The organism is Streptomyces sp. NPDC101237, assembly GCF_044767465.1.
Taxonomy (GTDB): domain Bacteria; phylum Actinomycetota; class Actinomycetes; order Streptomycetales; family Streptomycetaceae; genus Streptomyces; species Streptomyces gramineus.
In genome coordinates this window covers 179596-199395 of record NZ_JBIWNY010000012.1, presented here as the reverse complement: position 1 = coordinate 199395, position 19800 = coordinate 179596, and the positions used below count along the sequence as shown (strand labels likewise).

At 72.9% G+C, this 19800-nt stretch carries 18 protein-coding genes; 14 read left to right on the top strand and 4 right to left on the bottom strand.

The features are described 5' to 3' along the window. Positions 1-6 precede the first annotated feature (6 nt). Together ligA and ACIRQ9_RS20455 are read left to right on the top strand one after the other, a co-directional pair. Complete coding sequence (gene ligA / locus ACIRQ9_RS20460) at positions 7-2202, top strand: NAD-dependent DNA ligase LigA (protein ID WP_404174964.1); 2196 nt, start codon at positions 7-9, stop codon at positions 2200-2202. Positions 2203-2415: 213 nt separating this feature from the next. Next, the gene (locus ACIRQ9_RS20455) at positions 2416-4647 is read left to right on the top strand and encodes a putative bifunctional diguanylate cyclase/phosphodiesterase (protein ID WP_404174961.1); all 2232 of its coding nucleotides are present in this window, start codon (positions 2416-2418) and stop codon (positions 4645-4647) included. Positions 4648-4698: 51 nt separating this feature from the next. Here the strand turns inward: ACIRQ9_RS20455 and ACIRQ9_RS20450 are convergent, their stop codons facing one another. Then, complete coding sequence (locus ACIRQ9_RS20450) at positions 4699-5277, bottom strand: TetR/AcrR family transcriptional regulator (protein WP_404175134.1); 579 nt, start codon at positions 5275-5277, stop codon at positions 4699-4701. A 96-nt stretch (positions 5278-5373) separates the two neighbouring features. Here ACIRQ9_RS20450 and ACIRQ9_RS20445 point away from each other — a divergent pair, with 96 nt between their 5' ends. From ACIRQ9_RS20445 to gatB, 6 genes are all read left to right on the top strand, one after another. Further along, complete coding sequence (locus ACIRQ9_RS20445; protein WP_404174958.1) at positions 5374-5745, top strand: DUF4267 domain-containing protein; 372 nt, start codon at positions 5374-5376, stop codon at positions 5743-5745. A gap of 30 nt (positions 5746-5775) precedes the next feature. Then, positions 5776-6267 carry a cupin domain-containing protein gene (locus tag ACIRQ9_RS20440; protein WP_404174955.1) on the top strand — a complete coding sequence of 164 codons (492 nt, stop codon included), beginning with the start codon at positions 5776-5778 and terminating at the stop codon, positions 6265-6267. Between the two features lie 112 nt (positions 6268-6379). Further along, positions 6380-6676, top strand: a complete 297-nt coding sequence (gatC, locus tag ACIRQ9_RS20435) for an Asp-tRNA(Asn)/Glu-tRNA(Gln) amidotransferase subunit GatC (RefSeq protein ID WP_018544665.1) — start codon at positions 6380-6382, stop codon at positions 6674-6676. A 5-nt stretch (positions 6677-6681) separates the two neighbouring features. Beyond that, positions 6682-8175 carry an Asp-tRNA(Asn)/Glu-tRNA(Gln) amidotransferase subunit GatA gene (gatA, locus tag ACIRQ9_RS20430; protein WP_404174952.1) on the top strand — a complete coding sequence of 498 codons (1494 nt, stop codon included), beginning with the start codon at positions 6682-6684 and terminating at the stop codon, positions 8173-8175. Further along, a complete protein-coding gene (locus ACIRQ9_RS20425) occupies positions 8172-8414 on the top strand; it encodes a hypothetical protein (protein WP_351323461.1) in 243 nt (80 codons plus the stop codon). The genes gatA and ACIRQ9_RS20425 overlap by 4 nt, the downstream gene beginning before the upstream one ends. A gap of 15 nt (positions 8415-8429) precedes the next feature. Beyond that, positions 8430-9944, top strand: coding sequence for an Asp-tRNA(Asn)/Glu-tRNA(Gln) amidotransferase subunit GatB (gatB, locus tag ACIRQ9_RS20420; RefSeq protein WP_404174949.1), 1515 nt, complete (start codon positions 8430-8432; stop codon positions 9942-9944). Positions 9945-9995: 51 nt separating this feature from the next. On the opposite strand, the gene ACIRQ9_RS20415 is transcribed toward gatB, so the two are convergent. Next, complete coding sequence (locus tag ACIRQ9_RS20415) at positions 9996-10793, bottom strand: SAM-dependent methyltransferase (RefSeq protein ID WP_404174946.1); 798 nt, start codon at positions 10791-10793, stop codon at positions 9996-9998. A 186-nt stretch (positions 10794-10979) separates the two neighbouring features. Between ACIRQ9_RS20415 and ACIRQ9_RS20410 the strand changes: the two genes are divergently transcribed. From ACIRQ9_RS20410 to ACIRQ9_RS20390, 5 genes are all read left to right on the top strand, one after another. Continuing rightward, entirely contained in the window at positions 10980-11318 is a 339-nt protein-coding gene (locus ACIRQ9_RS20410) for a hypothetical protein (protein WP_404174944.1), read from the top strand. Between the two features lie 100 nt (positions 11319-11418). Beyond that, on the top strand, positions 11419-11994 hold the full coding sequence (locus tag ACIRQ9_RS20405) for a GNAT family N-acetyltransferase (RefSeq protein ID WP_404174941.1): 576 nt from the start codon (positions 11419-11421) through the stop codon (positions 11992-11994). A gap of 35 nt (positions 11995-12029) precedes the next feature. Next, positions 12030-12656, top strand: a complete 627-nt coding sequence (locus tag ACIRQ9_RS20400) for a hypothetical protein (RefSeq protein WP_404174938.1) — start codon at positions 12030-12032, stop codon at positions 12654-12656. Between the two features lie 198 nt (positions 12657-12854). After that, positions 12855-13049: a hypothetical protein gene (locus ACIRQ9_RS20395; protein WP_404174935.1), complete on the top strand. Its 195-nt coding sequence runs from the start codon at positions 12855-12857 to the stop codon at positions 13047-13049. A gap of 188 nt (positions 13050-13237) precedes the next feature. After that, positions 13238-16288: an AAA family ATPase gene (locus tag ACIRQ9_RS20390; RefSeq protein ID WP_404174932.1), complete on the top strand. Its 3051-nt coding sequence runs from the start codon at positions 13238-13240 to the stop codon at positions 16286-16288. Here ACIRQ9_RS20390 and ACIRQ9_RS20385 read toward each other — a convergent pair. After that, a complete protein-coding gene (locus ACIRQ9_RS20385) occupies positions 16276-17421 on the bottom strand; it encodes a PQQ-dependent sugar dehydrogenase (RefSeq protein ID WP_404174929.1) in 1146 nt (381 codons plus the stop codon). The two genes, ACIRQ9_RS20390 and ACIRQ9_RS20385, sit on opposite strands and share 13 nt — an antisense overlap. 149 nt (positions 17422-17570) lie before the next feature. After that, positions 17571-18569, bottom strand: coding sequence for an aldo/keto reductase (locus tag ACIRQ9_RS20380; RefSeq protein WP_404175131.1), 999 nt, complete (start codon positions 18567-18569; stop codon positions 17571-17573). A 73-nt stretch (positions 18570-18642) separates the two neighbouring features. Between ACIRQ9_RS20380 and ACIRQ9_RS20375 the strand changes: the two genes are divergently transcribed. Further along, on the top strand, positions 18643-19593 hold the full coding sequence (locus tag ACIRQ9_RS20375; RefSeq protein WP_404174926.1) for a 2-hydroxyacid dehydrogenase: 951 nt from the start codon (positions 18643-18645) through the stop codon (positions 19591-19593). Positions 19594-19800 lie beyond the last annotated feature (207 nt).

Genomic DNA, 19800 nt, shown 5'->3' with positions numbered 1-19800 from the left:
AAAACGGTGGCCGGCGACAAGCAGCAGGCGGAGACGGCAGTGCCCGCCGAGGCACGGGAGAAGCACGCGCGGCTCGCCGAGCAGATCGAGGAGCACCGCTTCCGGTACTACGTGAAGGACGCCCCGGTCGTCAGCGACGCGGAGTTCGACAAGCTCCTCAAGACGCTGGAGGCGCTGGAGGACGAGCACCCCGGACTGCGCACGCCCGACTCGCCGACCCAGAAGGTCGCGGGCGCGTACGCGACGGAGTTCACGGCGGTCGAGCACCGCGAGCGGATGCTGTCGCTGGACAACACGTTCAACGACGACGACCTCGCCGCCTGGGCCGAGCGGATCCACAAGGAGCTGGGCGACCAGGAGTTCCACTTCCTGTGCGAGCTGAAGGTCGACGGCCTCGCCGTCAACCTCACCTACGAGCACGGCCGGCTCACCCGTGCCGCCACCCGCGGCGACGGCCGCACCGGCGAGGACATCACTCCCAACGTCCGCACGATCGCGGAGATCCCGGACCGCCTGCACGGCGACACCGTCCCGGACCTGGTCGAGATCCGCGGCGAGGTCTACTTCCCGATGGAGAAGTTCGCCGAGCTGAACGAACGCCTGGTGGCGGCCGGCGACAAGCCGTTCGCCAACCCGCGCAACGCGGCCGCGGGTTCACTGCGGCAGAAGGACCCCCGCGTCACCGCCTCCCGCCCGCTGCACATGGTCGTCCACGGCATCGGCGCCCTCGCCGGCTTCGAGGGCATGACCCGGCTCTCCCAGGCCTACGACCTGCTGGGGGGCTGGGGCCTGCCCACCTCCCCCCACAACCGGGTCGTGGACGGCCTCGACGGAGTCAGGGAGTTCATCGCCTACTACGGCGAGAACCGGCACTCCGTGGAGCACGAGATCGACGGTGTCGTGGTCAAGCTGGACGAGCTCCGGCTCCAGGGACGCCTCGGCTCGACGGCCCGCGCCCCCCGGTGGGCGATCGCGTACAAGTACGCGCCGGAGGAGGTCAACACCAAGCTGATCGACATCAAGGTGGGCGTCGGCCGCACCGGCCGGGTCACGCCGTACGCCCAGGTCGAGCCGGTGACCGTGGCCGGCAGCGAGGTGGAGTTCGCCACCCTGCACAACCAGGAGGTCGTCAAGGCCAAGGGCGTGCTCATCGGCGACACCGTGGTGCTGCGCAAGGCCGGGGACGTCATCCCGGAGATCCTCGGCCCGGTCGTGGACCTGCGGGACGGCAGCGAGCGGGAGTTCGTGATGCCGGCCGAGTGCCCCGAGTGCGGCACGCCGCTGCGGCCCATGAAGGAGGGCGACATCGACCTCCGCTGCCCCAACGCCCGTGCCTGCCCGGCCCAGTTGAGAGAGCGGGTGTCCTACCTCGCGGGCCGCGAGTGCCTGGACATCGAGCACTTCGGCGGGGTCGCCGCGGCCGCCCTCACCCGGCCGCTGGAGCCCGCCGACCCGCCGCTGGTCGACGAGGGCGACCTCTTCGACCTCACCGTCGAGAAGCTGCTGCCCATCAAGGCGTACGTCCTCGACCAGGACAGCGGGCTGCCCCGGCGCGACCCGAAGACGGGCGAGGAGAAGGTCGTCACGGTCTTCGCCAACCAGAAGGGCGAGCCCAAGAAGAACACCCTCGCGCTCCTCCAGAAGATCGAGGAGGCGAAGACCCGCCCGCTCGCCCGCTTCCTCAACGGCCTGTCCATCCGCCACGTCGGACCCGTCGCCGCGCAGGCACTGGCGCGCGAGTTCCGCTCCATCGACCGCATCGAGCAGGCCACCGAGGAGGAGCTGTCGAACATCGACGGCGTCGGCGGCATCATCGCGACCGCGCTCAAGGAGTGGTTCGCCGAGGAGTGGCACCGCGAGATCATCCGAAAGTGGAAGGCCGCTGGAGTCCCGCTGGAGGACGAGTCCACCGGCGAGGACGAGGGACCGCGGCCGCTGGAAGGTCTCACCGTCGTCGTGACCGGAACCCTGGAGCAGTTCACCCGGGACGGCGCCAAGGACGCCCTGCAGAGCCGTGGAGCCAAGGTGACCGGCTCGGTGTCGAAGAAGACCTCGTTCGTGGTCGTGGGCGACAACCCCGGATCGAAGTACGACAAGGCGATGCAGGCGAAGGTTCCCGTTCTGAACGAGGACGGATTTGTCGTCCTTTTGGAGCAGGGACCGGACGCGGCGGCCGAAGTCGCCCTTCCGGTCGAGGAGTAGCGGTTGAAGGCCACCCGTTCGGCGCATACCAGATGCATACGGGTGGCCAGGGCGCAATCGGGCAACCGTAGACGACCGCTGCCCGTGGAAGCCTTCTGCGGCCTACTGTTGAGGCGTGCACCTGCCGTGCCCAGCTGCGGTCGGGGCACTGCCGTGCTCCGGCAGGGCACGGACCGCACGGCGTGGGCACCGCCGGCTGTGAGAGGGACGGGAATGGAACCGACCGAGAGCGCCGCCCCCAGAGCGCGGCTGCCGCTGCGCCGCCGGGCGAGCGCGTGGTGGGGGACTCGGTGGGCGGTACGGACCGGCCGGCGCGTCGGCACGCCGGGGGTGGGCGCCGCCCGGGACGCGCGCGGCCCGCTGCCGCTGATCGCCGTCGAACCGCCGCCCGGCCTGCCCGGCCACGAACACGAACACCACCTGTCCTGGCCCGCGCTGCCCGCCGCCGTCGTCGCGGTCGCCGCGTTCGTCCTGGGCGCCGGCTTCTACCGCGCCTTCACCGACAACCACGCCCTCTTCCCGTCCGGCACGGTCGGCTGGTCGCTGGCCGTGCTCACCGGCATCATCGTCGGCCACCTGGTGCTGCTCGGCCGCGCCCGCTGGTGGGGCGGCACCGGCTCCGGCGCCGCCCTCACCCTCGCCGTCCTCCTGCTCTACGGCTGGGTGCCGGCCGGCATGGTCAGCCTCACCGTCGTCGTCCTGGTCGGCATCGCCCGGCGCCACCGCTGGCGGCAGGGCGTCCTGCACGGCGCGGTCGACATCCTCGGCATCGGCACCGGAGCGCTGGTGCTCGGCGCGTTCGGGCGGGTGCCCACCGTCGAGTCGCCCTGGAACCCCGGCAGCTGGAGCGTCGCCACCGCACCCGAGGTCGGCCTCGTCGCGGTGGCCTACCTCGCGGTCACCCGCGCCCTGCTCTGGTACCTGCACACCCCGCGCGGCGGCGGCCTGCCCACGGTCGCCCGCACCGCCCTGATGCGCCAGGGCCTGCTCGCCGTCGCCCTGCTCGGCATCGCCCCGCTGGTCTGCGTGGTCGCCGTCGCCCAGCCGCTGCTGCTGCCGCTGTTCTCCATCCCGCTGGTCGCCCTCGACTCCACCCTGTGGATGGCCCGGGCCCGCGCGGAGGAGCAGCTGCGCGACCCGCTGACCGGACTGCCCAACCGGCAGTGGCTCCTGGAGCGGATCTGGACCGCCCTGGACGACGCCGAACGCATCGGCGCCCGCTCCGCCCTCATGCTGATCGACCTCGACCGGTTCCGTTCGGTCAATGACACGCTCGGTCATCTCGCCGGTGACCGGCTGCTGTTGCAGATCGCCGACCGGCTGCGGGCCGCGCTGCCGCGCGGTGCGGAGGCCGCCCGGCTCGGCGGCGACGAGTTCGCCGTGTTACTGCCGGTCGCCGACTCCACGACGTCCGCGACCCGGGTCGCCCGGGGCCTGGTCACGGCCCTCTCCTCCCCGCTCGACCTCGACGGACTCACCCTCGTGCTGGAGGCCAGCGCGGGCGTCGCCGTCTTCCCCGACCACGCGCTGGACGCGGAGGGCCTGCTGCGCCGCGCGGACGTGGCGATGTACCAGGCGAAGCGGGACCGCACCGGCGTCGAGGTGTACGAGTCCAAGCGGGACTCCAACACCCCGGACCGGCTGGGACTGCTGGGCGACCTGCGCCGCGCCCTGGACGCCCACGAGGTGCAGCTGCACTACCAGCCGAAGGTGCGCTTCGACGGGCAGGTGGCGGGCCTGGAGGCGCTGGTGCGCTGGGTGCACCCCGAGCGCGGCAAGGTGCCGCCTGACGAGTTCATAGCGATCGCCGAGTCCTCGGGCCTGATGCCCCATCTCACCGAGTACGTCCTGGAGACCGCGCTCGCCCAGGTCGCCCAGTGGCGGGCGCAGGGGCTGCGGGTGCCGGTGGCGGTCAACGTCTCGCCGCGCGACGTCCACACGCCGGGCTTCGCCGGGTCGGTGGCGGCGCGGCTGGCCCGGCACGGGGTGCCGGCGGGCGCCCTGCAGCTGGAGATCACCGAGCATGTGCTGCTGGAGGACCCGCAGCGGGCCGCCGACACCCTGGCGGGACTGACCGGGCACGGCGTGAAGATGTCGCTGGACGACTTCGGCACGGGGTACTCCTCGCTGGTGCACCTGCGGCGGCTCCCGGTGAGCGAGCTGAAGATCGACCGCTCTTTCGTGGCCCGGCTGGCCGTGGACAACGAGGACGCGGAGATCGTGCGCTGCACGGTGGACCTCGCGCACTCGCTGGGGCTGCTGGTGGTCGCGGAGGGCGTGGAGGACGACGAGACGTGGGAGCGGCTGCGGGACCTCGGGTGCGACGCGGTCCAGGGATGGCTGGTCGCCGCGGCGATGCCGCCGGAGGAGACCACGGCGTGGCTGCGGGCGCGCGGGTCACGGGGCTGGCAGCGGCCGCGGGCCGCGTTGCCGGCGGCCGAATGACGGCGCCGCACGGCGTCCGGCCGCGGGCCGGCGGAGGCTGAGCCGCGGTTGCTACCGCGCGGTGACGTGGCCGACCAGCAGGGCCAGTCTCCTCTCGTGGGCGGCCTCCGGGAGCCGGCCGCCGCGCGTCAGCGACACCAGGCCGTGCAGGGCCGCCCAGAACGTCTCGGTCAGGAGCCCGGGGTCGTCGCCGGGCCCCGCTACCGGCTCGACGGCCAGCAGGATCTCCGTGAACGCGGCGCGCAGGGCCTCCGGCGCCTCGGCCGTCGCGAACGGCAGGTCCACCCGGTGGGTGAACATCGCGTCGTACAGCGCGGGGCGCCGCCGGGCGAACGAGGTGTACGCCGACGCCACCGCCGCCAGTGACCCCGCCCCGTCCGCCCCCGCGGTACGCGCGGCCCGCAGCTCCACCGTCAGGTCCGCGCAGCCCTGGACCGCCACCGCCGCCGTGATCGCGTCCTTGCCACGGAAGTGGCTGTAGAGGACCGGCTGGCTGTACCCGATCTCGGCGGCCAGGCGGCGCGTCGTCACCGCCTCCCAGCCCTCCGTCTCGGCGAGCTCCCGTGCGGCCGTGACGATCCGCAGTTCCCGTTCCGCCCGCTCCCGCTCCCGGCCGTCCCGCCTCGGCATATCCATGATGCTAGCAATGCTAGCCAATCTGCCGACGCTCTGATAGCTTCGCTCTCGGACCTAGCAGTGCTAGACAAAAACCCGCAGGGGGACCCCGTGACCGTCACCGCCTACACGCTCGCCGTCGTGCTCGACCTGTTCTGCCTGTTCCTCGGCTACCGGTTCCTGCTCCGGCCGGGACCCGCCGCGGCCGGCTACGGCGTCCCCGCCGACCCCGAGGGCGACGCCTCCGCCTTCCTCGCGGTCAAGGGCCTCAGGGACGGCACCTTCGGCGTCCTCGGGCTCGCGCTGCTCGCCTTCGCCGGCGCCCGCGCCGAGGCCTGGTTCATGCTCTGCGTGGCACTCGTCCCGCTCTTCGACACGCTGATAGTGCTGCGCCACGGCGGGGCGAAGGCCGTCGCGTACGGGATCCACTTCGCCACCGCGGTCGTCGTCCTGATCACCGCGGCGCTGCTGTTCCTCGTGTGAACGGCGCGTCCATCAACAGGGGGTTCGGAAATGTCGTTGCTCGTACCGAAGTTCGATGAGTCCGTGATCGTGCGGGAGGCCGACGCCGAACTGGTCGGCCAGGACCCGACCCGGGTGCGGCTGCTCGCCGACAGCAGCGCGACCGGCGGGGCGCTGTCCACCGTGCGGGTCACCCTGGGGGAGGGCGCCGACGGAGCCGTGCCGCACCTGCACCGCGACTCCGCCGAGATGTTCTACCTGCTCGACGGCGCCGCCGAACTGCTCAGCGGCGACGACGTCGTCACCGCCGAGCGCGGCGACCTGGTCGTCGTCCCCGCCGGCCGCCCGCACGCCTTCGCCGCCGCACCCGGGGCCACCGCCGACATCCTGATCGTCATCACACCGGGCGTGGAGCGCTTCGAGTACTTCCGCCACCTCCAGCGCATCCGCCTGGGCGAGGCCACCGTGGAGAGCCTCCTGGAGGCGCAGGAGCGGTACGACAACCACTACCTGCGGAGCACGGCCTGGGAGAAGCGCCGCTGAGGCGCCCGGACGGCGCGGTCGGGGGGCCCGGGGGAAACCGTTTCACGGTCACCGGGCCCGGCCCCATAGGATTGGTTCCCGACAACACACACTCACCCCAGAGGATCGCTGCATGCCTGGCATCACGCGCGAGGAGGTCGCCCACCTCGCCCGGCTGGCGCGTCTGGAGCTGAAGCCCGAAGAACTCGACCACTTCGCGGGACAGCTCGACGACATCATCGGCGCGGTCGCCCGCGTCAGCGAGGTCGCCGACCAAGACGTACCGCCGACCTCGCACCCGCTGCCGCTGACGAACGTCATGCGCGCGGACGAGGTCCGTCCCTCGCTCACCCCCGCCCAGGCGCTCTCCGGCGCACCGGCCCAGGAGCAGCAGCGTTTCAAGGTGCCGCAGATCCTGGGGGAGGACTGATCCCGATGACCGACATCATCAAGCTCACCGCCGCCGAGACCGCCGCGAGGATCGCCTCCGGCGAGCTCACGGCCGTCGAGGTCACCGAGGCCCACCTCGCCCGGATCGACGCCGTCGACGAGAAGGTGCACGCCTTCCTGCACGTCGACCGTGAGGGCGCGCTCGCCCAGGCGCGTGCAGTCGACGAGAAGAAGGCGCGGGGCGAGAAGCTCGGCCCGCTGGCCGGCGTCCCGCTCGCGCTCAAGGACATCTTCACCACCGAGGGCGTGCCGACCACCGTCGGCTCGAAGATGCTCGAAGGCTGGATCCCCCCGTACGACGCCACCCTCACCAAGCGGCTGAAGGCCGCCGACGTGATCATCCTCGGCAAGACCAACATGGACGAGTTCGCCATGGGGTCCTCCACCGAGAACAGCGCCTACGGGCCGACCGGCAACCCGTGGGACCTCACCAAGATCCCCGGCGGCTCCGGCGGCGGCTCCTCCGCCGCGCTGGCCGCGCACATGGCCCCGCTGGCCATCGGCACCGACACCGGCGGCTCCATCCGCCAGCCCGCCTCCGTCACCGGCACGGTCGGCGTGAAGCCGACGTACGGCGCGGTCTCGCGGTACGGCATGGTCGCCTTCTCCAGCTCGCTGGACCAGGGCGGCCCGTGCGCCCGCACGGTCCTGGACGCGGCCCTCCTGCACGAGGTCATCGCCGGGCACGACCCGATGGACTCCACGTCCATCGACGCGCCCGTCCCGCCGGTCGTCGAGGCCGCCCGCAACGGCAGCGTCGACGGCATGCGCGTCGGCGTCGTCAAGCAGTTCCGCGGCGAGGGCTACCAGCCCGGCGTCATCCAGCGCTTCGACGAGTCGGTCGAGCTGCTGAAGGAACTGGGCGCCGAGATCGTCGAGCTGGACTGCCCGTCCTTCGACCTGGCGCTCTCCGCGTACTACCTGATCGCGCCCTCCGAGTGCTCGTCCAACCTGGCCCGCTTCGACGGCCTGCGCTACGGCCTGCGGGCCGGCGACGACGGCACGCGCTCCGCCGAGGAGGTCACCTCCCTCACCCGTGAGGCGGGCTTCGGCGCCGAGGTCAAGCGCCGCATCATGCTCGGCACCTACGCGCTGAGCAGCGGCTACTACGACGCCTACTACGGCTCCGCGCAGAAGGTCCGCACGCTCATCACGCGCGACTTCGAGAAGGCCTTCGAGCAGGTCGACGTGATCGTGTCGCCCACGACGCCGACCACCGCCTTCGCGATCGGCGAGCGCGCCGACGACCCGATGGCGATGTACCTGGCCGACCTGTGCACCATCCCCACCAACCTGGCGGGCAACGCGGCCATGTCGCTGCCCTGCGGTCTCGCTCCGGAGGACAACCTCCCGGTGGGTCTGCAGATCATCGCGCCGGCGCTCAAGGACGACCGTCTTTACAAGGTCGGAGCCGCTGTCGAGGCCGCCTTCGTGGAAAGGTGGGGGCACCCGCTCCTTGAGGAGGCACCGTCGCTGTGAGCAACGCACTGTCCAAGGCCAAGGGCTTCAAGAAGTCGAAGTCCGGTACGTACCTGTCGATGGCCACCACCGTGTTCGGCGCGGTCGGTGTCGCCAAGCAGATCAAGAAGGCCCGCGCCGAGCACGACACGCTCCGGCTCGTCGACGCCACCGTGTCCGCCGTCGCGATCGTCACCGGATTCGCCCTGCTGTACCGCGAGCTGAAGCGGCTGGGCGACGACGACGTCCTGCTGGGCTGAGAGGGAAGTTTCACCGTGACCACCACGACCGACCTGGTGTCGTACGAGGACGCGCTGGCGTCGTACGACCCCGTCATGGGCCTTGAGGTCCATGTCGAACTCGGCACCAAGACCAAGATGTTCTGCGGCTGTTCGACCGAGCTGGGCGCCGAGCCCAACTCGCAGACCTGCCCGACGTGCCTCGGCATGCCCGGCGCGCTCCCGGTCGTCAACGCGATCGGCATCGAGTCGGCCATCAAGATCGGTCTCGCGCTCAACTGCGAGATCGCCGAGTGGTGCCGCTTCGCCCGGAAGAACTACTTCTATCCGGACATGCCGAAGAACTTCCAGACCTCCCAGTACGACGAGCCGATCGCCTTCGACGGCTACCTCGACGTGCAGCTGGAGGACGGCGAGACCTTCCGGGTGCAGATCGAGCGCGCCCACATGGAGGAGGACACCGGCAAGTCCACGCACGTGGGCGGCGCGACCGGCCGTATCCACGGCGCCTCGCACTCGCTCCTGGACTACAACCGGGCCGGCATCCCGCTCATCGAGATCGTCACCAAGCCGATCGAGGGCGCCGGCGCGCGTGCTCCCGAGGTCGCCCGGGCCTACGTCCGTGAGCTGCGCGAGGTCATCAAGGCGCTCGGTGTCTCGGAGGCCCGCATGGAGATGGGCCAGATGCGCTGCGACGTGAACCTGTCGCTGCGCCCGAACGGCACCGAGAAGTTCGGCACCCGCTCCGAGACGAAGAACGTGAACTCGCTGCGGTCCGTGGAGCGCGCGGCCCGCTTCGAGATCATGCGGCACGCGGCCGTGCTCGGCGGCGGCGGCACGATCATCCAGGAGACCCGGCACTTCCACGAGGACACCGGGTCCACCACCTCGGGCCGCGTGAAGGAGGAGGCCGAGGACTACCGGTACTTCCCGGAGCCGGACCTGGTCCCCGTCGCCCCGTCCCGCGCGTGGGTCGAGGAGATCCGCGCCGCGCTGCCGGAGATGCCGCTGGCCCGCCGCAACCGGCTGCTCGCCGAGTGGGGCGTCTCCGCGGTCGAGATGCAGGCCATCATCAACGCCGCCGCGCTGGACCCGATCGTCGCCACCATCGACGCCGGTTCCGACGCGGCCTCCGCCCGCAAGTGGTGGATGGGCGAACTGGCGCGCAGCGCCAACGAGTCGGGCAAGGCGCTGGACGAACTGGCCATCACCCCGGAGCAGGTCGCCCGGGTGACCGAGCTGGTCACCTCCGGCGACCTGAACGACAAGCTGGCCCGCCAGGTCATCGAGGGCGTCCTCGCGGGCGAGGGCACCCCGGACGAGGTCGTCGACAAGCGCGGACTGAAGGTCGTCTCCGACGACTCGGCGCTCGGCACGGCCGTCGACGAGGCCATCGCCGGCAACCCGGGCATCGCCGACAAGATCCGCGGCGGCAAGGTGGCCGCGGCCGGCGCGCTGGTCGGCGCGGTCATGAAGGCGACCCGCGGCCAGGCCGACGCGGCCCGCGTCAAGGAACTGATCCTGGAGCGGCTCGGCGTCGGCGAAGGCTGAGCGAGTGCACCACCCTACGGCCCCGGAGGCGACGCCTCCGGGGCCGTACGGCTATCGGCGACGGGCGACCACGCGGACGAAACCGAGAGCGCGGCCCGCGTCGGCGCGCACCATCTCCGCGACCCGGCGGGCCATCGTGCGGTGGAACTCCTCCGGGCTCTCCTCGGCGACGATCTCGCACCACAGCAGCCAGTCCCGCCAGCCGTCCGGCTGCCAGTCGGCGGCCTCGACCTCGACGGCGCCGCTGCGCGTCCAGTGCCGGCGCCACCAGCCGGCCGAGTGGAAGCACCAGAAGTCGGGCTCCCACCAGGGCTTCAGGTGCTCCGGCGGCTCGGTCCCGGCGGGTTCCTCGCGGAGCGCCGGCACGACCACGCCGATCCGGCCGCCGGGCCGCAGCAGGCGGGCCAGCGACGGCAGGTACAGGTCGTCGGTGCCGAAGTACTGGTAGGCGTCGATGCTCACGATGGCGTCGAAGCCGCCCTCGGCGAACGGCAGGTCGTGCGCCTCGGCGCGTACGGGCTGCACCCGGTCGGCGAACCCGGCCTCGGCGATGCGCCGGGCGTTGTCGTCGGCCTCGATCCAGAGGTCGGCGGCGGTGACCTGGGCGTGGAACTCACGGGCCAGGAAGACCGACGTCATGGCCCGGCCGCAGCCGAGGTCGAGCACGCGCGCGCAGGGGCGCAGGGCGTCCAGACCGAGGGCGGGGGCCAGCCATTCCAGCAGCCACAGGGCGTGCGGGCCCATCTGGTTGTCGACCACCCAGCGGGGGTCGTAGGCGTTGCTGAGCGGGTAACGGGGGTGGGTCAGGCGGTCAGCGAGGCGGTCGCCCCCGGTCATGGTGTCGGACATGGGTGAACGGGCTCCTTGTGATCTTCGTAGTGGAAGGCGATGCGTAGGAGCTCATTCGGACCGTCACACAATGCACCCGCTTCGGTCGTCGGCGAGGAGCCGGTCGATGGCGACCAGCGGAAGCTAGCAGGTGCCGACGGCGTCCGCGGCAGGCTCACCCGGACACCGGCGGCCCGCCCGGCCGCCGTGGCCGGACCTCCGCAATCCGGCGCGGCAGCCGGGGCGGCCGCCGGTGCGGCTGCCGGGAACGACGGGGATCCCCGCGACGACGATGTCCACGAGGACGCCCGCCGGGCCCGCTGGACCGCCACCGCGACCGGGTTCCTGCTGGCCCTGACGGGTCTGGCCGCCGCCGTGACACGGCTGGGCGGCGGGGTGTCCGCGGCGGTGCCGGCCGCCTACGCCGTGGGCTCCGCCGTGTGCGCGGCCGCCGGGACGCTCGGCCTGCGGGGCCGTACCCGCAGGGCCCTGTGGCTGATGATCCTCGGGGTCATGGTCATGGCCCTCGGTGACCAGTTCGACTGATGGACCGGCGGTCGCGGAGTTGCCGCCGCCGTCCGGACGCCGGGCCGCCCATGAGAGGCTGGCGTGCCGGGCGAGGACGCGGTGGAAGTGGAGAAGCACGATGTACGCGATACCCCTGGGTGACGACGGCGCCGAACTGCGCCCGCTCGAACCCTGGCACGCCGAGGAGTTCCTGGCCCACCTGGACCGCGGGCGGGAGTTCATCGGACGGTTCATCTCCTTCGGCAGCAAGGAGAAGGACGTGCCCGCCGCACGGGCGATGCTCCAGCGGTACGCCGACCTGCGCGCCGCCGACACCGGTTCCCTGCACGGCCTGTGGCTGGACGGCACCCTCGTCGGCGGGGTGCTCTTCCTGAACTTCGACGCCGAGCACGGGAACGCCGAGGTCGGCTGCTGGCTGGAGCCCGCCGGCACCGGACGGGGACTCGTCACGCGCGCGATGCGGGTCCTGCTCGACTTCGCGGTCGAGCAGCGCGGCATCCACCGGATCGAGTGGGTCGCCGCCTCGGGCAACGGGCCCAGCCTGAACGTGGCCCGGCGGCTGGGGATGACCCGCGACGGCGTCCGCCGGCAGGCACACCCCTATGGTGGCCTGAGGCACGACCTGGAGGTGTGGTCGATCCTCGCCCCGGAATGGCGCGAAGCACGCGCGCGTGCCGCAGAGAACGATCATTAAGACGCCTCTCAGACAGGATCCGTACGGTGCCGGACATGGGAACCACGACAGCTGACGAGACCGGTGCCGCGACGGGCGCCGAAGCCACGACCGACGAGGAGAAGGTGAGCGTCACCAAGAGCGCCGACGAGGCGACGGAGGCGGGCACCGAGCGTGCCGAGAGCGCAGAGAGCGCCGAGGACGCGCGGGCCGACGGCACGGACGCCGCGCTCGACGCGCGGGACCCGGAGGACGACGTCCACCTCGCCGAGGACCCGGCCGAGGGACCGTCCGGGGTCGGTCAGGGCGCCGCCGCCGTCGTCTCCGCGGTCCTCGGCCTGGTCTCCCTCACCGGCGGCTGGATCGGCACCGTGGCCGCCGCCCGCGAGACCCTCGTCGGCCAGCTCCGGACCTCCTCGAACGCGAGCGTCGCCACCCAGGTCAAGGAGGTCTACGGTGACGCCTGGCAGACCACCGCGCTGTGGGCCGGCGCCTTCGCGCTGGCGGCGCTGATCACCGGTGTCGTGGTGATCGTCCGGCCCGCCTTCGGTGCCCCCGGCAGGCCCCAGGCGCCGTGGATCAAGTCCGTCGCGTGGGCGGGTGTCGCCCTCGGCGTCATCGGCCTGCTGCTGGCCGTCCTCAAGTACTCCGACGCGCTCCTCGGTCTGCCCTCGACCGGCTGAGACCGGCGCGGGCCCGCCAGGGGCCTCAGACCGTTCGTGAGCATCTCACGGCCGATCTGAGGCCCCTTACGCGTGTCCGGGGTCCGGCGGCCGCCGGAAGATCAGGCACTCTCCCGATGTGCCGCACCCCCCTGGGTGACGAAGGTGGAGGCATCGCACGAAGCGAGACCCGATCACCGACTCTCACCAGGGGAAACCATGATGTTCGCGTTCGAACTCCACGAGATCCGCGCTGCCGAACTGCACCGCAGGGCCGCCGACGCCCGCCTGGCCCGCGAGGCCCGGCGCGCCCGCCGGGCCAGCCGCCGCGCGCGGGCCGACCGCGGGGCCGCGGTGCCGGAGGAGATCCATAGCGCCGGCCGTGGCCGGCACGGGATCCCGGGCACGGTGTGACCGGGAGGCCGGGCGGCGCCCGCCGCCCGGCGGCCCAGGACCCGCGGACCGGTGGCCGTACGGGGGTCGGCCGCCGGTCCGCGGGCGCGCCGTCGGGAGGCGAGCCGCACGGCAGCCTGCCGTCGGTTCGTACGACGAACACACCCAGGCTGTGGAAAACCGCTGCCGTCCTCTCCGAGCCGCATGCGATGCTCTGCCCCGTGGAAACCAGGTCCGTGAGTCCTGTGTTCGTCGGCCGCAACGACGAACTGGGGACGCTGAACGAAGCGCTGGCCCGTGCCGAGGCCGCCGAGCCGCAGGCGCTGCTGCTCGGCGGCGAGGCCGGTGTCGGCAAGACCCGGCTGGTCGAGGAGTTCGCCGCGGCCGCCTGCCGCCGGGGCGCGGTCGTCGCGCTCGGCGGCTGCGTGGAGATCGGCGGCGACGGACTGCCCTTCGCCCCCTTCTCCACCGCGCTGCGCGCGCTGCGGGCCGCTCTGCCCGGCGAACTGGCCGCGGCCGCCGCCGGCCAGGAGGACGAACTGGCCCGGCTGCTCCCCGAGTTCGGCGAGGCCCCGGCCGGCCGCCACGACGAACAGGGCATGGCCCGCCTCTTCGAGCTCACCGCACGGCTGCTGGAACGGGTGGCGGCCGAGCGCACGGTGGTCGTCGCCCTGGAGGACCTGCACTGGGCCGACGCCTCCACCCGCCACCTCCTGTCCTATCTGCTGCGCACCCTGCGCACCGGCCGGCTCGTCGTCCTCGCGACCTACCGCGCCGACGACATCCACCGCCGCCACCCGCTGCGCCCGCTGCTCGCCGAACTCGACCGGCTGCGCACCGTCCGCCGCATCGAACTGGCCCGCTTCACCCGCGAGGAGGTCGGCCGCCAGATGGCCGGCATCCTCGCCGCCGAACCCGACCCCGCCCAGGTCGACGAGATCTTCGAGCGCTCCGACGGCAACGCCTTCTTCGTCGAGGAACTGGCCGTCGCCTGGGCCGAGGGCTGCTGCACCGGGCTCACCGACTCCCTGCGCGACCTGCTGCTGGTGCGGGTCGAGGCGCTGTCCGAGAGCGCCCAGCGGGTCGCCCGGATCGTCGCCGAGGGCGGCTCGACCGTCGAGTACCCGCTCCTCGCCGCTGTCGCCCGGTTCGCCGAGGACGACCTGATCGAAGCGCTGCGGGCCGCCGTCGGCGCCAACATCCTCACCGCCGCGCCCGGCGGCGACGGCTACCGCTTCCGGCACTCCCTGGTCCGCGAGGCCGTCGCCGACGACCTCCTCCCCGGCGAACGCTCCCGGCTCAACCGGCGCTACGCCGAGGCCCTGGAGTCCGATCCGGGGCTGGTGGCGGCCGACGCGCGCGTGACCCGGCTGGCCAACTACTGGTACCAGGCCCATGACCCCGCCAAGGCCCTGCCCGCCGTCCTTGCCGCCTCTGTCGTGGCCCGCCGCCGGCACGCCTACAGCGAGCAACTGGGGCTCCTGGAGCGGGCGATGGAACTGTGGGACGCCGCCCCCGAGGAGACCCGAGCCGCGCTGCGCCCGATCGACTGCACCGACGTCTACCCTCCGTGCGGCTGCGATCCGGCCACCGCGCCGCTGCGGTATCTCGACCTGATGGCGGAGGCGGCGGTCGCGGGCCGCTTCAGCGGGGAACGCGAACGCGCCCTGAAGATCACCAAGAGGGCGCTGCGGATCATCGAGGAGGAAGGCGATCCGCTGCGCGCCGCCTGGTTCTGGGTACAGCGGTCCCGGCTGGTCCAGGACCTGGCCCGAGGAGACGGCCGGCAGGAACTCGGCACCGCCCAGGACCTGGTGCGCGGCCTGCCGCCCTCGGAGGTGCACGCCGACGTGCTGGCCAACGTCGCCAACTGGCGCATGCTCCACGAACCCGGCCCCGAGGCCTTCGCCGCGGCCGAACGGGCCGTGGAGTACGCGCGGATGGTGGGTGCCCGGGAGATCGAGCTGAACGCGCGCGTGACCCTGGGCTCCCTGATGGTCGACGCGGGCGACGTCGAGGACGGTCTGGCGGAACTGCGCCGGGTCAAGGAGACCGCCCTCGGCGAGGGGGCGGCCGGTGTCGCGGGCCGCGTCTACGTGAACCTGCCCTCCGAACTGGACTCGGTCGGCCGCAGCGCGGAGGCGGTGCCGCTCCTGCGCGAGGGCCTGGCCTTCGCCCGCGGGCACGGCCTGCTGGACTCCGAGGTGTGGATCTGGGGCAACCTCTCCGACTCGCTGTACGCGCTCGGCCGGTGGGACGAGGCCGCCGAGGCGGCGGCCGGCGCGCTCGGCTCCGCGGCCAGCGCCAAGCCCCGCGGCGCCGGCGCCCTGCGGCTCGCCCACATCGCCCTCGCCCGCGGGGAGGCCGCCGAGGCCGCCCGCCAACTGGCCATCGCCCACGAGCACTACGGCACCCACGACCCGATGCCGCAGGCGCTGCTGCCCGTCGCCCGGATCGCCGTCGGCGTCGCCGCCGCGGAGGGCCGCCACCTCGACGCCCGCACCGAACTGGACCGCGCCCTGGAAGCCGGGTTCCCGCCGGGCACCCAGCGCTACGGCTGGCCCCTGCTGCTGGCCGCCGCCGCTGCCGAGGCCGACGCCCGCGCGCTGCCCGCGGTGGCCGACGGCCGCACCGAGTTCCTCGACCGGCTCGCCGAGGCAGTCCGCAAGCTCACCACCGGGGCACCCCTGTGGCGGGCGTACGAACGCTGGACCCGCGCCGAACTGCACCGCGCCCGCGGCACCGACACCGTCGCGCTCTGGTCGGACGTCGTCACCGCCTTCGAATGCCTGGAGCGCCCGTACGACCTCGCACGGGTCCGCCGCCGTCTGGCCGAGGTCCTGCTGGAGCAGGCGGACGGCGGCGACCAGCGCGACCGTGCCACGGAACTGCTCCGGCTGGCCGGTGCGGCGGCCGGCCACCTGGGCGCCCGCCCGCTCGCCGAGGCCGTCGCCCTGCTCGCCCAGCGCGCCCGCCTCACCCTCACCACCGGCACCCCGCGCCGGGCCCTGGACCCCGCCGAGAGTCTCGGCCTGACCAACCGGGAGCGGGACGTGCTGCGGCTGGTGTCGGCGGGCCGCACCAACCGCCAGATAGCCGAGGAGTTGTTCATCTCCCCGAAGACGGCCAGCGTCCACGTCTCCAACATCCTGGGCAAGCTCGGCGTCTCGGGACGCGGTGAGGCCGCCGCGGTGGCCCACCGCCTGGACCTGTTCCCGTCCGAGCGGGCCGACCGCACCGCCGCCGGTCAGCGCACCTGAACCTCCAGGATCCGGTCGTCACCCGGCTTCGGCGTGCCCCGCCCGTCGGTGTTGCTGGTCACCAGCCACACCTTGTCGCCGCCCGCCGCCACGACCGTGCGCAGCCGGCCGTACGTACCCTGGAGGAAGGCCTGGGGCGCGGCGCCCGCGACGGTTCCCTTCAGTGGGACGCGCCACAGCCGCCGGCCCTTGAGTCCGGCCATCCAGATCACGCCGTCGACATAGGCGATGCCGCTGGGGGAGGCGTCGTCGGGGTGCCACTGGGCGATCGGGTTCACGTACGCGGCGTCGGAGGAGGTGCCCTCCGCCTTCGGCCAGCCGTAGTCGCCGCCGGGCTTGACGGCGTTCAGTTCGTCCCAGGTGTCCTGGCCGAACTCCGAGGCGTACAGCCGCTCGTTCTCGTCCCAGGCCAGGCCCTGCACGTTGCGGTGGCCGTAGGTGTAGACGGGGGAGCCGGGGAAGGGGTTGCCGGGGGCCGGGTCGCCCTCCGGGGTGAGCCGCAGGATCTTGCCGCCCAGGGAGCCCTTGTCCTGGGCGAGGCCGCGCTGCCCGCTCTCGCCGGTGCCGGCGTAGAGCATGCCGTCCGGACCGAAGGCGATCCGCCCGCCGTTGTGGATGAACCCCTTGGGGATGCCCTTGAAGACGGTGTCCGGGGCGCCGAGCTGCTCCCCGGCCGGCCTGTCGCGGTCCCAGAGCAGACGCACGATGCGGTTGTCGGAGGCCGAGGTGAAGTAGGCGTAGATCATGTGGTCCGAGGAGAAGCCGGGGGAGAGGGCGATGCCCAGCAGACCGCCCTCGCCGGCCGCGGACACCCCGGAGACGGCGCCCAGTTCGGTCTTCCTCCCGGTCTTCTCGTCGACCTTGCTGATCGTCCCGTCGTCGCGGTCGGAGACCAGCAGCCCCGCCCCGTCCGGCAGCGGCGCGAGTCCCCAGGGCGACTTGAGGCCGCCGGCGACGGTCCGCAGCACCTTGGCCGAGCCCTTGGCCGGCGCGGCCGGCCCGCCCGTCCCGGCGGACGCGGCGGCGCTCGCGGACGCGGACGGAGTCCTCACCCAGGGCGGCGGGGCGTCCTCACCGCCGCCACCGGAGGAACACCCGGCCACCAGCAGGAACCCTGCCAACACGGCGGGCACAGCACGACGTTGCACGATCACAGTCCCTTCACCATGCCCGACCCCCCGCACGACCGACGGTAGTGCAGTGCCCCGCCGTGGGCGCGGGAACGCCGCGATCAGCCACGACGCCGCGGCCCCGGCCACCGGGTGGCGACGGCACCCGGCCGCTAGTCCCAGGACCCCTGGGCCGCGGGCAGCGAGCCCAGCTCGGCGGCGTCCTCGGCGGTCAGCCGCACCTCCGCCGACCGGGCGTTCTCCGTCACCCACCGGCACTGCTTGGTCCCGGGAACCGGTATCACGTGCCGCCCGCGGTCCCGCACCCACGCCAGCGCCACCTGGGCCGCGGTGACCTCGGGGCCGTGCCGCCGGGCGACCCGCCGCAGCCCGGCCACGATCGGCTGGTTGGCGGCCATCATCTCCGCCGTGAAGCGCGGGTGCCGGGCCCGCACGTCGTCCGGTTCGAAGCCCTCGCCGGGTGTGAGCGTCCCGGTGAGGAAGCCGTTGCCCAGCGGCATCGCCGCCAGGAACCCCACACCCCGCGCCTCGCACCACGGCAGCAGGGCCTCCAGCGCCTCCGGCGACCACACCGACAGCTCCGCCTGCACCGCGCTCACCGGGAACACCTGCTGCACCCGCTGCAACTGGCGCAGGGTCGCGTCATGCAGCCGCGCGCCGGACCTGCGCCCTCCGCGCGCCCCCAGGGCGCACAGCCCCAGCGCGCGCACCTTTCCCGCCCGCACCAGTTCCGCCATCGCGCCCCAGGTCTCCTCGACGGGGATCTCCGGGTCGGCGCGGTGCAGTTGATAGAGGTCGATGACGTCGGTCTGGAGCCGCCGCAGGGACGCGTCGCAGGCGCGCCTGACGTATCCGGGTCTGCCGTTCGCCACGACGTGCTGGTCGCCGACCAGCAGACCCACCTTGGTCGACACGAAGGCTTCGGCGCGCCGCTCCCTGAGTATCCGCCCGAGCAGCAGCTCGTTGGTGAACGGCCCGTACATGTCCGCGGTGTCCAGCAGCGTGACGCCCAGGTCAAGGGCCCGGTGCACCGCCCGCGCCGATTCGTCACCGCGCTGCCGCGACCCGTTGTAGGCCCAGCTCATCGGCATGCACCCGAGTCCGACGGCCCCCGTCGCCAGCGCCCCCGCGCCGATCGTCCTGCGCTCCACCAGCCCGTGAACCTCCTTCTGGAACACCCAACCTAACCTCTGGGCCCGAGCGCTCCTGACATAGCCTCCTGGCATGACCCAAGACGCATGGCTCCCCATCCCGCTGAAGGAGTTCGAGCAGCTCCCCGACGGGCTCGACTACCTGTTCTGGGACGGGGAGCAGGACTTTCCCGGCGATCCCGCCGACTGCGCCGTCTACGTCGTCCCCTATATGAAGCCCCAGGCGGTGCGCGCCCGCCCGCTGCCGAGGATGAGCGGCCTGCGTCTCGTCCAGACCCTCACCGCCGGCGTCGACGACATGATCGCGGCCCTCGACCTGATCGTCCCCGGCGTGGCGCTGTGCAACGCGCGCGGGGTGCACGACGCGAGCACCGCCGAACTCGCGCTGACGCTCACCCTCGCGTCCCTGCGCGGAGTGCCGGGGTTCGTGCGCGCCCAGCAGCAGGAGCGCTGGGAGGGCGGCTTCCACCCCGCCCTCGCCGACAAGAGCGTCCTGATCGTCGGCTACGGCGCCATCGGCGCGGCCGTCGAGGACCGGCTCGTGCCCTTCGAAGTCGCGCGGGTGGCGCGCGTCGCGCGCTCCGGGCGCGCTTCGGCGCGCGGTCCCGTGCATCCGCTCACCGAACTGCCCCGTCTGCTTCCGGAAGCCGACGTCGTCATCGTCTCCACACCCCTCACGGACGCCACCCGTGGCCTGGTCGACGCGGGGTTCCTGGCCCGGATGAAGGACGGCGCGCTGCTCGTGAACGTCGCGCGCGGAGCCGTCGTCGACACCGAGGCGCTCCTGCCCGAGCTCACGAGCGGTCGCCTCACCGCCGCCCTGGACGTCACCGATCCCGAGCCGCTGCCTGCCGGACACCCGCTGTGGCAGGCGCCCGGCGTGCTGATCAGCCCGCACGTCGGCGGCCCCACCTCGGCCTTCCTGCCGCGCGCCAAGCGGGTCGTCGTCGACCAGTTGACCCGCTTCGTGAACCGGGAGCCGCTGCGCAACGTGATCCTCACGACGGGATCCGCCGACAACTGACAATCGCAGCAAGACGCGTGTAATCCGCTTCCAGTACGGTACGCGACCTTCCGGGCGCGGTGCGTGCCCGCATAGTCGCTGGTCGTCACGGAGCGTAGAGAAGCTATGTCCCTGAGTGACGAGACTGGTGTATCGTCCCGACAGGGGCTGCGCCGCGCACCGTTCGGCGCCGGGGATGGACATTTCAGATTCGTGAGGGGGGCGACG